Genomic DNA, 13,922 nt, shown 5'->3' on the forward strand with positions numbered 1-13,922 from the left:
CGCGCGGCGGCGGGCCGGCCCGGCGGACCGGCGTGTCCCGGTCATCATCCCGCACCGGGGCCGGGCCGAACAGGTTCGAACGCGCAGGTTCGCACGCGGGTGTGGCCGGGCCCGGCCGGTGGGGCGGCCGGACCCGGCGGACCGGGGGCGGGGACCGCTACTCGACGGTCACGCTCTTGGCCAGGTTGCGCGGCTTGTCCACGTCCCGGCCGAGCGCCACGGCGGCGTGGTACGCGAGCAGTTGCAGCGGGATGTTGAGCAGCAGCGGGTCCAGCTCGGGCTCGCTCTTGGGCACCAGGACGCAGTGGTCGATCAGCTTGGCCTCCGGCGTCCGGTGGGCGATCGCCAGCACCCGGCCGGAGCGGGCCTTGATCTCGCCGAGGGTGGTGAGGTTCTTGTCGAGCAGCTCGTCGTCCGGGACGAGGGCGACGGTGGGCAGCTCGGGGCTGATCAGCGCGAGCGGGCCGTGCTTGAGCTCGCTCGCCGGGTACGCCTCGGCGTGGACGTAGGAGATCTCCTTGAGCTTCTGGGCGCCCTCGCGGGCGACCGGGTAGCCGCGGACCCGGCCGATGAACATCATCCCGGCGTGGTCGGCGTACTCGGCGGCCAGCTTGCCGATCTGCTCCTCCTGCTCCAGGACCTCCCGGATCTGGCCGGGCAGGGCCTTGAGCGCGGAGACGATCCGGCGGCCGTCGGCGGGCGAGAGGTCGTGGATCCGGCCGAAGTGCAGGGCGAGCAGCGCGAACGCGATCACCGTGGAGGTGAACGCCTTGGTGGAGGCGACCGAGATCTCCGGGCCGGCGTGCAGGTAGATGCCGCCGTCGCACTCGCGGGCGATCGCGCTGCCGACGGTGTTGACCACGCCGAGGACGCGCCCGCCCTTGCGCTTGATCTCCTGGACGGCGGCCAGGGTGTCGTAGGTCTCGCCGGACTGGCTGACCGCGACGTACAGGGTGTCGTGCTCGATCACCGGGTTGCGGTAGCGGAACTCGGAGGCCGGCTCGCTGTGGGCGGGGATCCGGGCCAGCTCCTCGATCAGCTGGGCGCCCATCTCGCCGGCGTAGTACGCCGAGCCGCAGCCGAGGATCTTCACCCGGCGGATCTCGCGCAGCTCCCGGGCGTCCAGGTTGAGGCCGCCGAGGTGGGCGGTGGCGAACCGCTCGTCGAGCCGGCCGGAGAGGGTGCGTTCGACGGCGGCGGGCTGCTCGTGGATCTCCTTGAGCAGGTAGTGCTGGTACCCGGCGGTGTCGTACGAGCCGACCTCCCAGTCGACGGTCGACGGCTGGCGGGTCACGGTGCGCGCGTCCTCCGTGAAGGTGCGGAAGCCGTCGGCGCGGACCACCGCGAGCTCGCCGTCCTCCAGGTGGACGACCTGGCGGGTGTAGCGGACCAGGGCGGCCACGTCGGAGCCGACGAACATCTCCTTCTCGCCGATGCCCAGCACGATCGGGCTGCCGTTGCGGGCGACCACCACGCGGTCGGGCTGCTCGGCGTCGAGGACGGCGATGCCGTAGGTGCCGACCACGTGGGCGAGGGCGGCGCGGACGGCGTCCTCCAGGTCGGTGCCCTCGGCCGTGTGCGCGGCGATCAGGTGGGAGAGGGTCTCGGTGTCGGTCTCCGAGGTGAAGTGCGCGCCCTCGGCCTGCAGCCGGGCCCGCAGCTCGTCGGCGTTCTCGATGATGCCGTTGTGGACCACCGCGATCCGTCCGGCGTTGTCCACGTGCGGGTGGGCGTTGGCGTCGCTGGGCACGCCGTGGGTGGCCCAGCGGGTGTGGCCGATGCCGACCGAGCCCTTGAACCGGGCCGGGACGGCGGCGGCGAGGTCGGCGACCCGGCCCTTCACCTTGCACACCTTGAGGGCGCCGCCCTTGGCGACGGCGACACCGGCGGAGTCGTAGCCGCGGTACTCCAGCCGCTGCAGGCCCTCCAGCAGGAAGGCGGTGGCGTCCTTCGGGCCGATGTAGGCGACGATTCCGCACATGGTGGTCTCCTTCTGATCGGGACGGGTGGGGCCGCGGGTGGCGGCGGGGGCCGGTCGGGGCCGGTGGGCCCGGAGCGGCGTCGCCGGCCCGTGGGTGGGCCGGCGGGGCCGGTCAGCCGTAGACGATCCGGCGCAGCTGGCGGGCGGACAGCTCGGGGGCCGCCACCCGTCGCGCGGCCAGTTCGGCGGCGACCCGGGCGAAGATCTTCTCGTTGGTCAGGCCTCGTGCCTGCAGTTCACCGTGGCGGCGGCGGACGTACTCCTCGGTGGACTCGGAGAAGTACGCCAGCACCTCCGCGACCACCCGCGCCGCCTCCCCCGGCGCCAGCGGCGTGGTGCGGGAAAGGTGGGCGAGCAGGTCGTCATGGGGGTGGGGTGAGGCGGACACGAGACGGCAGCCTAGGCGGGAATCCGCCGATCGACCAAGAATCCTGCCCGAAATCGGGCAGGCATCGAGGTTTTCCACCCCGGATGGCCGCGTTTCACGGCGGATGCGGGTGCCGGGAGGCCCTTCCGCGCCCGCCGGGCGGTGCGAAGCGGTGGAGGCCGTCCGGGATCCGCGGGGAACCGGGGCGGGCCTATGATGTGTCACCGCCGTCGTACAACGGTGGGCGAACGGTGCTCGGGCTGAGGCCCCGACACTTCCCTGATGGCGGACACCGATCCGCGCTTTCCGGCCGGGTGCCGTCAGGATGGGAGCCGTCAACCGTCCGTGTCGAACCACCCGGGGGATCTCTGCCATGCAACCGCGGATCTTCGCGATCATCACTGCCGTCCTGCTCGGGGTGCTGGGCCTCGGGGCGGTGGCCGTGACCGACTGGGCGCCCTCGCCCGCGGCCACGCAGGCGGCCCCGGCGCCGAACGCCCCGGGCGGCGGGGGCGGTACGGCGGGCGGCGCGGCCTCCCCGACCGCCACCGGCGATCCCGCGGTGTGGACCCGCAGCACCCTGCGGAACAAGCTGGTGGGGATCATGGACGCCAGCGACCCGGGCGTGGCCCTGGCGGAGCTGGACAAGACCACCAAGGCGCAGCCGTACACCGTGCGGTTCTGCCACCCGATCGCGCACGAGCTCGGGCACGCGGCGGTGCTGCGCTTCAACCACGACTTCCAGAAGGTCATCTCCTTCCCGCACGAGACCTGCGCGGCCGGCTACCTGCACGGCGCGGTGGAGGAGATGCTGGCGGCGTCCAAGACGCCGGAGGAGGACATCCTCAAGCTGTGCGCCCCGGCCAACAAGGGGCCGTGCATCCACGGCATCGGGCACGGGATCATGTTCGTCACCAAGCAGGACATCCCGGCGGCGCGGGCGCTGTGCAACAAGTTCCCCACCGACAGCCGGCGGATCACCTGCTCCGAGGGCGTGTTCATGCAGCTCTTCGCCCCCGACGAGGAGGACGAGAAGGCCAAGGCCAACCTCCCCGCGGACAAGATCGCCGCCGACCCGATGTACCCGTGCCCGGAGCAGCCGGCGCTCTTCCAGTCGGCCTGCTTCTTCTACGCGCCGACCTTCTATCTCAGCTCCCACGACTACGCCAACCACCCCGAGGTGTTCGCGGACGCCCTGAAGTGGTGCCTCAACGCGCAGAAGTCCGGCGGGGCCAACGACTGCAGCCGGGGGGTCGGCTCCCGGACGATGAAGTACAACCTGGACCGGGAGGACTGGGCGGCGCAGCAGTGCGGGACGGCTGCCGACGCATGGCAGCGGAAGGCGTGCACGCAGGGGCTGGTCAGCTACTACACGGTCAACTACACCGAGTCGGGTGCGGCGGCCCGCCTCTGCAGCAAGATCACCAACAAGGAGCTCCAGGGCTACTGCCGCTCCGCCGGCGGCCTCTCGGCCACCCTCGACTGAGCCGCCTCCGGCTCACCCGACGCAACCGGGTAAGACAGGGCGCGTGGGGGCACCTCCCAGCCGCCAAGGCTGGGGGAGAACTGCGCGAGGACGGAAGCAGCTTACGTAGAGCCCTCCCGCCGCGCGCGGTTCCCAGCGCCCCCCTCACTCGTTGCCGGGTCCCCTACGATCGACCTGACCAGGTGCGCCGAGGACGCCGCGCCTCCATGCCCCCCGATGGAGCCGCCGTCGTGACCGATGACTTCCGTACCGCCGCCCGGGTCGCCGCCGAGCTGGTCTCCGACTACCTGGAGGAGCTGCCCTCCCGTCCGGTGTGGCAGCCGATGCCCCTGCGGGAGCGGGAGGCGCTGCTCGGGCTGGAGCTGCCGGAGAAGGGGGTGCCGCTCGGCGAGCTGCTGGGGGTGATCGGGGAACGGGTGATGCCCGCGCCGATGGGCAACGGGAATCCGCGGTTCTTCGGCTGGGTGAACTCCGCCCCGCAGCCCGCCGGCGTCCTCGCCACCCTGGCGGCGTCGGCGATGAACCCCAGCTCGGCCGGCGGCGACCACGCCGACGTGCACCTGGAGCGCGCGGTGGTCCGCTGGATCGCCGAGCTGGTGGGCTTCCCGCACCCGCCCGGCGGCGGTCTGCTGACCTCCGGCACCTCGATGGCCACCATCGTCTGCCTGGCCGCCGCCCGGAACCGGGCGGCCCGCCGGGCCGGGCGGGACGTCCGGGAGGAGGGCCTGGCGGGAATGCCGCCGCTGGTCGGGTACGTGACCGGGGAGACCCATTCCTGCGTCCGCAAGGCGGCCGAGCTGCTGGGCCTGGGCAGCCGGCACCTGCGGGCGGTGGCGACGGACGAGGAGGGCCGGCTGGACCTGGCCGCGCTGCGGGCGGCGGTGGCCGAGGACCGGGCGGCCGGGCGGCTGCCGTTCCTGGTGGTGGCCTCGGCGGGAACGGTGGGCACCGGCGCGGTGGACGCGTTCGACCCGACCGCCGACCTGTGCGCCGAGGAGGGTCTGTGGCTGCACGTGGACGGCGCGTACGGCGCCTTCGGGGTGCTGGACCCGGTGATCGCCCACCGGTACGCGGGTATGGACCGGGCCGACTCGCTGGCCCTGGACCCGCACAAGTGGCTGGGCGTCCCGGTGGACTGCGGCTGCGCGCTGGTGCGGGACACCGAGGAGCTGCGCGGCACGTTCAGCCTGGTGCCCTCGTACCTGCGGGACGAGGCGGCCGGCGACCTGGGCTGGTTCTCGGAGTACGGCACCGAGCAGACCCGGCCGTTCCGTTCGCTGAAGGTGTGGGCGTCGATCGCGCACCGCGGACGGGCCGGCGTGGCGGCGGACATCGCCCGCTGCACGGAGCTGGCGCGGCACCTGGGCGCGCTGGTGGAGCGGGATCCGGAGCTGGAGCTGGTGGCGCCGGTGGAGACCTCGATCGTGGCGTTCCGGTACCGGCCGGCCGGGATGGGCGCGGAGGAGCTGGACGCGCTGAACCGGCGGCTGCCGATGGCGGTGCAGCTGCGCGGGCGGGTGTTCGTCACGGGCGCGGTGTACCGGGGCCGGGAGGTGCTCCGCGCCTGCCTGTTGAACGCCACCACCACCGAGCGGGACCTGGAGCTGCTGGTCGCCGAGATCCGGGCGGCGGCGGCCGAACTGACGGAGGGTCGCTCCGCATCCTGACCGGGCGGCGGCCCGGGGGCGGTTCGCGCAGACATTAACCGGCGGGTCACGGGGGATTCGTGATCGTGAAACAGCAGCAGGCCACCATGCTGGCATGGATGACACCACGCGTACGCAGCCCAGAATCACCCGTGCCCAGCGCTGGCGCCGGGACTCCGTGGAGATCGCGGCGATCTTCACCGCCGTGGCCACCGCCGACCTGGTGGCCAACCTGGTCGTGCACGGCCACGACGGTCCGGTCCTGCTGGTCGCCTCGGCGGCCGCCCTGGTCGCCACCGCGCTGTTCCACAGCTGGTGGGCGCACCGCCATCCGCACGGACCGCCGACGCCCGACACCCCCGCTCCCCCTCCGGGGGGCGCGGTGAGCGGGGGTGTGCCGGGGTTCGGCGAGACGGTGCTCTGGCGGGTCCGGACCACCGTCGAGGACTCCCCCGGCAGCCTGGGCCGGATCTGCACGGCCTTCGCCGAGGCCGGGGTCAACATCGTCTCGATGCAGGCGCACCCGCTGCCGACCGTGACCGTGGACGAGTTCTTCGTCCGGGCGCCGGCCTCGCTGGAGCGGGCCGAGCTGGTCCGGACGGTGGCCGCGGCCGGCGGCGACGACATCTGGACGGACCGGGCGGACGCCCACGACCTGGTGGACGTGCCGACCCACGTGCTGGCCCTGGCCACCCGGACCGCCCTGGACGCCTCCGAACTGCCGGTGGCACTGCGCCAGTTGTTCGGTCGGTGCACCATCCGGCAGTACCCTGCGGCCGGACGGGAGGCGGCGGCCGGGGTCGACGGCCACCTGCTGCGGCTGCCGCTGCCGGGCGGCGACCTGATCGAACTGCACCGGCCGCACCTGCCGTTCACCCCCACCGAGTTCGCCCGGGCGCAGGCGCTGGTCGAGCTGGACGCCCTGCTCGGTCCGCGGGTGCCCAAGGTGGAGGCCCGACTGACCCTGCCGGCCGGCACCGACCTGACCGTGCGCCGGGCGGACGCCGCGGACAAGGCGGCCGCCCTGGAGATGCACCGGCGCTGCTCCCCCGACACCCTGCGCAAGCGGTACCACGGGCCGGTCCGGGACGCCGACCGGTACCTGGACCACCTGCTGGACCCGCGGCACGGGCAGACCCTGGCGGTGGAGACCTCCGACGGGCGGATCGTGGCGCTCGCCCACCTGATGTGGGACGACGAGGGCGCCGAGGTGGCGCTGCTGGTGGAGGATGCCTGGCAGCGGCGCGGGCTCGGCGTGGACCTGCTGCGCCGGATGGCGGCGCTGGCCCTGGAGGCGGGAGTGGTGACGGTGTACGCCGTCACGCACTCCTCCAACACCGGCCTGATCTCCACCATGCGGCGGCTCGCGGCGCCGCTGGACTACCAGGTGGAGGAGGGCACCCTGGTGATCACCGCGCACCTGGCGGAGGCCGCGGACTCGCTGCCCAGCCCGTGGCAGGTCCGCCCCGGCCGCTGAGCACCCGCCCTCCCCACCCTCCCCGCCGTTCCGGCCCGGCCGCTCCCCCGCGGCCGGGCCGGACCTGTGGACGGGCCCGGCCGGCGGCGGCCCGACGTCGCACGGCCGCCACCCGACCGCCGCACGATTCGGAGTCGATCGATCCTTCGTATTCCGCCCCACCGGCCGTCGATCTTCACCTAGAGTGCACACGAAGGGCGCCGTTCTGACGAGTCGTCAGATACCGGTGGCTCCCGCCTGCCCGCGTGCCCGGCCCGATCGGCCCGGCGCCGGCGCAGCCGCACCGCGCACCACCTCGCACCGCGCAGCACCACCGCACCGCTCACCGCCCGTCCCGCCTGCCACCGACCGGAGAGCCGCCTGCCATGCCGGACACAGCCACGGCCGCCACCGGCCTGCGCCGGGTCGCGGCACACCCGGCGGCGTGCGCGTTCCGGAGAGCGCCGGGAAGACCCGGGCCGGCGAGCCGGAGAAGACCGACCGGGAGATGAATCCCGCGGCGGCCCGCCATCCGGGCCGTACCCGGCCGCGGTGCGGGGACTCCGCTCGCGCTCCCGCACGCGCCACGGCCCCGGTTCCCCGGGTGCGCCCGCCGCCGGCCGTCCGACCACGGACTCAGTCGTCCAACGATGGGGAGAGACGTCATGCCGTCTGCAAGGCCGAGAAACGTGCTGATCACCGGAGGCTCCGCCGGGATCGGAAGAGCCTGTGTGGAGCGCTTCGCCCGGAGCGGCGACGAGGTGTGGTTCACCTACCGGACGGGCCGGGAGCGGGCCGCCGAGGTCGTCGCCGGGCTGGAGCGGGAGCTGGGGGTACGGGTCCGGGCCTTCGAGTTCGGCCAGGGCGAGTGGGAGGACCACGTCCGCCTGCTGGAGGAACTCCCCGGGCCGGTCGACGTGTTGGTCAACAACGCGGCCGTCGGCTCGAAGACCGTGGAGACCTACGCCCCGGGCCCCGACCACCTGCAGGACGCCGCCATGCTGCGGATCAACGCGGTGGGGCCGCTCTGGCTGATCCAGCAGCTGCTGCCCGGGATGCTGCAGCGCGGCTCCGGCAAGGTGGTGAACATCTCCAGCGTGGGCGGCGGGGTCGCCCAGTTCCCCGGGTTCAGGCTCGCCGACGGGATGAGCAAGGCCGCGCTGACGTACCTCACCCGGCAGTTGGCCGCCGAACTCGTCCACCGGCCCGTCGACGTGTTCGCCGTCTGCCCGGGCGCGGTGGCCACCACCATGTTCGAGGCCAGCACCCTGCGGTCGCTGACCCCGGACCAGCGCGCCGAGTTGGAGGCCAGGCTGCCGCGCGGACGGCTGATCCGGCCCGAGGAGATCGCCGAGGTCGTCTGGTGGCTGACCACCGACGGGGCGGCCGCCCTGCACGGCGCGGTGATCGACGCCTCGATGGGCCTCGGCGTCCACCCGGGCCTGTTCGGCGGCCCGGCGGCCCACGCCGTCCCCAGCGGCGCCCCCGGGAGCGTGTGATGATCTCCCGCACCGCGGCCGCCCTGCTGGCCGGCTCCCCCGCCATCGCCGACGCGCACTTCCGCGCCGAGGCGCACCCGTACCACCCCGAGCTGCGGCCCGACGGGTACGTCAACCTCGGCACCGCCGAGAACCGCCTGGTCTGGGACCTGCTCGCCGAACGGATCGCCGACCGGCCGCCCACCACCGAGCAGCAGACCCGGTACGCGCCGCTGCACGGCACCGACGAGCTGCGCGACCGGATCGCCGGCCTGCTGACCCGGCTGCTCGGCGCCCCGGTCAAGGGCGACCAGCTGGTCGTGGTCAGCGGCGCGACCTCCGCCCTGGACGCCGTCGCCTCCAGCCTGTGCGACCCGGGCGACGCGATCGTGGTCCCCGCGCCCTACTACGGCGCCTTCGACACCGACCTCGCGGGCCGCTCCGGCGCCGTCCTGCTGCCCACCCCGTACGCGGAGCCGCAGGCGCTGCCGGAGGCGGTGGAGGACGCCGTCGGACGGGCCCGCCGGGACGGGCTGCGGGTCCGGGCCGTCGCCCTCTCCTCCCCCTGCAACCCGACCGGCCGGGTGTACCCGGCCGCCGTCCTGGACCGGCTGCTGGAGGTCGCCGCCCGGCACGGCGTCGAGGTGATCGCCGACGAGGTGTACGCCGGCTCGGTGTTCGGCGCCGAGCCGTTCGCCAGCCTGGCCGGCCGGCCCGGCGTCCACCTGGTCTGGGGGTTCGCCAAGGACTTCGGCCTGCCCGGACTGAAGGCCGGGGTGCTGCACAGCACCGACCCGCAGGTGCTGGCCGCCGCCCGCGCCTTCGCCTACTTCGCCCCGGTCGCCACCGACACCCAGGCCCTGCTCGCCTGGCTGCTCGGCGACCCGGACTGGGTGGACGGCTTCCTCGCCGAGCACCGCCGCCGGCTCGGCGCCTCCTACCGCGCCGCCGCCGGCCTGCTGGACGCCGCCGGCATCCCCCACCTGCCCGCGCAGGCCGGGTTCTCGCTCTGGGCCGACCTCGCCGCCTGGCTGCCCGCCGAGGACTTCGCCGGGGAACGCGCCCTGTGGCAGGACCTGCTCGACCGCACCCGGGTGTCCGTCCTGCCCGGCGAGGTCTTCCACGCCGACCGGCCCGGCCGGTTCCGGATCTGCCACACCGCCGACCCCGCCACCGTCCGCACCGCCCTGACCCGGCTCGGCGCCCACCTGACCACCCCGACCCCGCGCCCGGAGGGCCGTACCCGATGACCACTGATCGCCTGGACGCCGCGCCCGTCCGGCCGCAGCGCACCGGCCCCGGCCCGCTCGACCGCTGGTACGAGGCGGCCGGGGTGCGCGGCGGGGTCCGCCGGATGTTCCACGCCGACCAGGAGCGCGGCCTGGTGTTCTTCCCGGAGGCCCTCGTCCCGCACCTCGGCCACGAGGCCGTCCGAGGTCTCGACCCCGGCCTCAGACGAGAGTTGACGATACGTCACCTCTACCAGTTCCTGCTGTCCACCACCCACCTGGAGACCCGGGTGGTGAACGCCGCCGCCGAGGCGGTGGCCAACGACCGGGCCGGCCTGCCCGGGCTGGACGCCGCCCTGCGGATGGACGCCTTCAAGGTCTACTGCGACGAGGGCTACCACGCCCTGTACAGCCTCGACCTGGCCGACCAGGTCGCCGCCGCCACCGGCATCCCGGTACCCGCGTGGGACTACGGCGGGTTCGTCGACCGGCTCGCCGAGGCCGGCGCCCGGCTGCTGCCCGGGGAGCCCGTCCTGGCCGCCCTGCTCCAGGCCGTGGTCTTCGAGACGCTGATCACCGCCGTGCTCAACCAACTGCCCGGCGACCCCACCGTGGTCGGCACGGTCCGCACCCTGATGCGCGATCACGCCGTGGACGAGGGACGCCACCACCGCTTCTTCTCGCTGCTGTTCCAGGAGATGTGGGCCCGTCTCGACCGGCCGCTGCGGATCCGCGCCGCCTGCGCCCTGCCCGGCCTCATCCACGCCGCGCTGACCTGGGACCTCACCCCCGTCCAGGGCTCGCTCCGGCTGGCCGGGCTCGACCGGACGACCGCCCTGGAGGTGGTCCGCGACAGCTACGCCGGTGACGCCGCCCGCACCAACGAGATGGCCAGGGCCACCCTCCGGCTCTGCGCCTCCGTCGGCGCCTTCGACCTTCCCGGCGTGCGCGACGCCTTCGCCGCGCACGGGCTCGGCGACGGTGGGGTGACCCTGCCGTGAGCGACGTCGTCTACGGCGAGTACCTCGGGCTGGCCGCCCTCCTCGACGGGCCGGCCGACCGCGAGGTGCACGACGAGCAGCTGTTCGTCACCGTGCACCGGGTCCACGAGCTCTGGTTCGACCTGCTGCTGCACGACCTCACCGACGCCCGCGACCGGATGCTCGCCGGCGAGACCCGCGTCCCGCTGCGGCGGCTGGCCCGCTGCGCCGGCGTCCAGCGGGCCCTGCTCGACACCGTCGGCCTGCTGGACACCCTTCCGCCGCAGGAGTTCCTCGCCTTCCGCGGCTCGCTCGGCACCGCCAGCGGCGCCCAGTCGGCCCAGTTCCACGAACTGGAGGTCCTCGCCGGCCGCTCCGACCCCCGCCTCCCCGACCGGCTCACCTGGTTGACCCCCGCCGAACGCACCCGGCTGGAACGGCGGCTGGCCGAGCCCAGCCTCTGGGACGGCTTCCTCGCCGTCCTCGCCAAGGCCGGCCTGGACGTCTCCGACCCGCCGGCGCGGGAGGCCGCGTACGCCCGGCTGCTCCGCGACCCCGAGCTGGAGCCCGCCGCGGACCTGGCCGACGCCCTCCACGGCTACGACCAGTCGTGGGCCGCCTGGCGCTACCGCCACTCCCTGGTGGCGGAACGCCAGATCGGCACCCGCCCCGGCACCGGCGGAAGCACCGGCGTCCAGTACCTCCGCCAACGCGCCGACCACCGCTTCTTCCCCGAACTCACCCACCGCTAGCCGCCAACCGGACCCCAGGCGCCCCTTCAGTGCGCAACCGGTTACCCCAGGGGCGCGTGGGGCACCTCCCAGCCGAAGGCTGGGGGAGAACTGCGCGAAACGGGAGACAGCCGAGGTAGAGCCCTCCCGCCCCGCGCAGTTCCTCGCGCCCCTGGAGAATCCCGCCCGAGCGGAGAGCCCTCGCAGAGCGCCCGGGCCCCGGCCCGGACCGCGTGGGGACGGTCCGTCGGCGTACCAGTGGGCCGTCCTGGCAGGCCGCGGCGGGTCCGGCGCTCGGCTGCGGAACCCGGAGTGGGTAGGCTGGCCCCGTCCCCGCCGTCCGACGGTCACCGCACGACCCCGGGCGGTGCCGCAGCAAGGAGGAACCACAGAGCATGCCAGGCACCGATTCGGAAGCCGGTCGCGACGCCTCGCTGCCCGCCCGCGCCAAGATCGCCGTGACGGCCGGCAAGATGGCCGCCGCGCTCTCGCAGAAGGCAGGCCGGGGCAGCGGCTCGGTGATCGGCGGCAAGATCGCGCTCAAGCTCGACCCGGACCTGCTGGCGACGCTGGCCGAGCACCTGGACGTCGTGCTGGTCAGCGCCACCAACGGCAAGACCACCACCACCCGGCTGATCGCCGAGGCGCTCCGCGCCGCCGGCCCGGTGGTCTCGAACGCGCTCGGCGCCAACATGCCGGCCGGCATCACCGCCGCCCTGGCCGGTGGCGGCGACGCCCGGTTCGGCGTGATCGAGGTCGACGAGAAGTACCTGGCCACGGTCGCCCGGGACACCCGGCCCAAGGCCATCGCCCTGCTGAACCTCTCCCGCGACCAGCTCGACCGCGCCGCCGAGACCCGGATGATGGCCGAGAAGTGGCGCGAGGGCCTCAAGGACTCCGACGCGGTGATCATCGCCAACGCGGACGACCCGCTGGTGACCTGGGCCGCCTCCTCCTGCAAGAAGGTGGTCTGGGTGGCCGCCGGGCAGGCGTGGAAGGAGGACGCCTGGTCCTGCCCGTCCTGCGGCGGCGTGATGCAGCGCCCGGGCGACGACTGGTTCTGCGGCGAGTGCGGCTTCCGCCGGCCGAACCCGCACTGGGCGCTCCAGGGCACCCACGTGATCGACCCGCACCGTGGTGCCTGGCCGATCCAGCTCCAGCTGCCGGGCCGCGCCAACCTGGCCAACGCCACCAGCTCGGCCGCCGTGGCCGCCGTGTTCGGCGTGGCCCCGCAGGTCGCCCTGCAGCGGATGCAGTCGGTGACGGCCGTGGCCGGCCGCTACGACGTGGTCCAGTACCAGGGCCGCGACGTCCGGCTGCTGCTGGCCAAGAACCCGGCCGGCTGGCTGGAGACCTTCTCGCTGATCGACGGCCCGCCCGCCCCGGTGGTCCTCTCGGTGAACGCGCTGGACGCCGACGGCACCGACACCTCCTGGCTGTGGGACGTGGACTACGAGCGGCTCGCCGGCCACCCGGTGTTCGTGATGGGCCAGCGCAAGCTGGACCTGGCCGTCCGGCTGGAGGTCGCCGGCCTGCAGTTCCAGGTGGTGGAGACCCTGGAGGAGGCCGTCAGGCAGGCCCCCGCCGGCCGGATCGAGGCGATCGCCAACTACACGGCCTTCCAGCAGCTGCGCCGCGCGGTGGCGGCCGGCTGATGTCCTACCCGAACGAACCGCAGCAGTACGGAAGGCCTTCCAAGATGAGTGAGAGCAGCCTGCGGCTGGTCTGGGTCTACCCGGACCTGCTCAGCACCTACGGCGACCGCGGCAACGCCCTGGTCGTCGAGCGCCGGGCCCGCCAGCGCGGGCTGGGGGTGACCCGGATCGACGTCCGCTCCGACCAGTCGGTGCCCACCAGCGGTGACATCTACCTGATCGGCGGCGGCGAGGACCGTCCGCAGCGCCTGGCCGCCGAGCGGCTGCGCAACGACGGCGGCCTGGTCCGGGCGGCGGAGAACGGCGCGATCATCTTCTCGGTCTGCGCCGGTTTCCAGATCCTCGGCCACGAGTTCATCAACGACCTCGGCGAGCGGGAGCAGGGCCTCGGCCTGCTGGACGTGCGCACGGTCCGCGGCGAGGGCGCCCGCTGCGTCGGCGACGTGCTCGCCGACGTCGACCCGAAGCTCGGCCTGCCGCAGCTGACCGGTTTCGAGAACCACCAGGGCGTCACCCACCTCGGGCCTGACGCCACCCCGCTGGCCACCGTGAAGGTCGGCCGCGGCAACGGCACCGGCGACGGCACCGAGGGCGCCTGGCGGGACACCGTCTTCGGCACCTACCTGCACGGTCCGGTGATGGCCCGCAACCCCGCCGTCGCCGACATGCTGATCAAGCTGGCGCTGGACGTCAACGCGCTCCCGCCGGCGGACACCACGTGGTACGACGCGCTCCGCGAGGAGCGGATCGCCGCCACCAGCCGTCCGGCGTGAGCCGGCGGGCCGACCGATCGCCCGCGATGTGGTCGGTCGGCCCACCACGGGGCGAATCCATAAGAGAATAGGAGCCGGACGCACACCCTCCTCGGTGTCCGGACACCCCCTCGGGGGAACGCACCCCCAACGGGGGGCGA

At 74.2% G+C, this 13,922-nt stretch carries 11 protein-coding genes; 9 read left to right on the forward strand and 2 right to left on the reverse strand.

Features of this window, described 5'->3' with window-relative positions:
- Positions 1-157 precede the first annotated feature (157 nt).
- Both glmS and ABWK59_RS06535 read right to left on the reverse strand, forming a co-directional pair.
- Positions 158-1,981, reverse strand: a complete 1,824-nt coding sequence (glmS, locus tag ABWK59_RS06530; RefSeq protein ID WP_354638632.1) for a glutamine--fructose-6-phosphate transaminase (isomerizing) — start codon at positions 1,979-1,981, stop codon at positions 158-160.
- 112 nt (positions 1,982-2,093) lie between these two features.
- Positions 2,094-2,369 (reverse strand): hypothetical protein, encoded by a 276-nt coding sequence (locus ABWK59_RS06535; RefSeq protein ID WP_354638634.1) that lies wholly within the window; start codon positions 2,367-2,369, stop codon positions 2,094-2,096.
- 352 nt (positions 2,370-2,721) lie between these two features.
- On the opposite strand from ABWK59_RS06535, the gene ABWK59_RS06540 reads away from it, so the two are divergent.
- From ABWK59_RS06540 to ABWK59_RS06580, 9 genes are all read left to right on the forward strand, one after another.
- The gene (locus ABWK59_RS06540) at positions 2,722-3,834 is read left to right on the forward strand and encodes a hypothetical protein (RefSeq protein WP_354638636.1); all 1,113 of its coding nucleotides are present in this window, start codon (positions 2,722-2,724) and stop codon (positions 3,832-3,834) included.
- Between the two features lie 230 nt (positions 3,835-4,064).
- Positions 4,065-5,501, forward strand: a complete 1,437-nt coding sequence (locus tag ABWK59_RS06545) for a pyridoxal phosphate-dependent decarboxylase family protein (RefSeq protein ID WP_354638637.1) — start codon at positions 4,065-4,067, stop codon at positions 5,499-5,501.
- A 94-nt stretch (positions 5,502-5,595) separates the two neighbouring features.
- Positions 5,596-6,957: a GNAT family N-acetyltransferase gene (locus tag ABWK59_RS06550; RefSeq protein ID WP_354638639.1), complete on the forward strand. Its 1,362-nt coding sequence runs from the start codon at positions 5,596-5,598 to the stop codon at positions 6,955-6,957.
- Positions 6,958-7,601: 644 nt separating this feature from the next.
- Positions 7,602-8,435 (forward strand): SDR family NAD(P)-dependent oxidoreductase, encoded by an 834-nt coding sequence (locus ABWK59_RS06555; protein ID WP_354638641.1) that lies wholly within the window; start codon positions 7,602-7,604, stop codon positions 8,433-8,435.
- Positions 8,435-9,664, forward strand: a complete 1,230-nt coding sequence (locus tag ABWK59_RS06560) for an aminotransferase class I/II-fold pyridoxal phosphate-dependent enzyme (RefSeq protein WP_354638643.1) — start codon at positions 8,435-8,437, stop codon at positions 9,662-9,664. Before ABWK59_RS06555 ends, ABWK59_RS06560 begins: the two co-directional genes overlap by 1 nt.
- Positions 9,661-10,644, forward strand: coding sequence for a diiron oxygenase (locus tag ABWK59_RS06565; protein ID WP_354638645.1), 984 nt, complete (start codon positions 9,661-9,663; stop codon positions 10,642-10,644). The genes ABWK59_RS06560 and ABWK59_RS06565 overlap by 4 nt, the downstream gene beginning before the upstream one ends.
- Positions 10,641-11,375, forward strand: coding sequence for a tryptophan 2,3-dioxygenase family protein (locus tag ABWK59_RS06570; RefSeq protein ID WP_354638647.1), 735 nt, complete (start codon positions 10,641-10,643; stop codon positions 11,373-11,375). The genes ABWK59_RS06565 and ABWK59_RS06570 overlap by 4 nt, the downstream gene beginning before the upstream one ends.
- A 374-nt stretch (positions 11,376-11,749) precedes the next feature.
- Complete coding sequence (locus ABWK59_RS06575) at positions 11,750-13,009, forward strand: MurT ligase domain-containing protein (RefSeq protein ID WP_354638650.1); 1,260 nt, start codon at positions 11,750-11,752, stop codon at positions 13,007-13,009.
- Between the two features lie 44 nt (positions 13,010-13,053).
- Positions 13,054-13,782 carry a type 1 glutamine amidotransferase gene (locus tag ABWK59_RS06580; RefSeq protein ID WP_354638652.1) on the forward strand — a complete coding sequence of 243 codons (729 nt, stop codon included), beginning with the start codon at positions 13,054-13,056 and terminating at the stop codon, positions 13,780-13,782.
- Positions 13,783-13,922 lie beyond the last annotated feature (140 nt).

The organism is Kitasatospora sp. HUAS MG31, from assembly GCF_040571325.1.
GTDB lineage: Bacteria > Actinomycetota > Actinomycetes > Streptomycetales > Streptomycetaceae > Kitasatospora > Kitasatospora camelliae.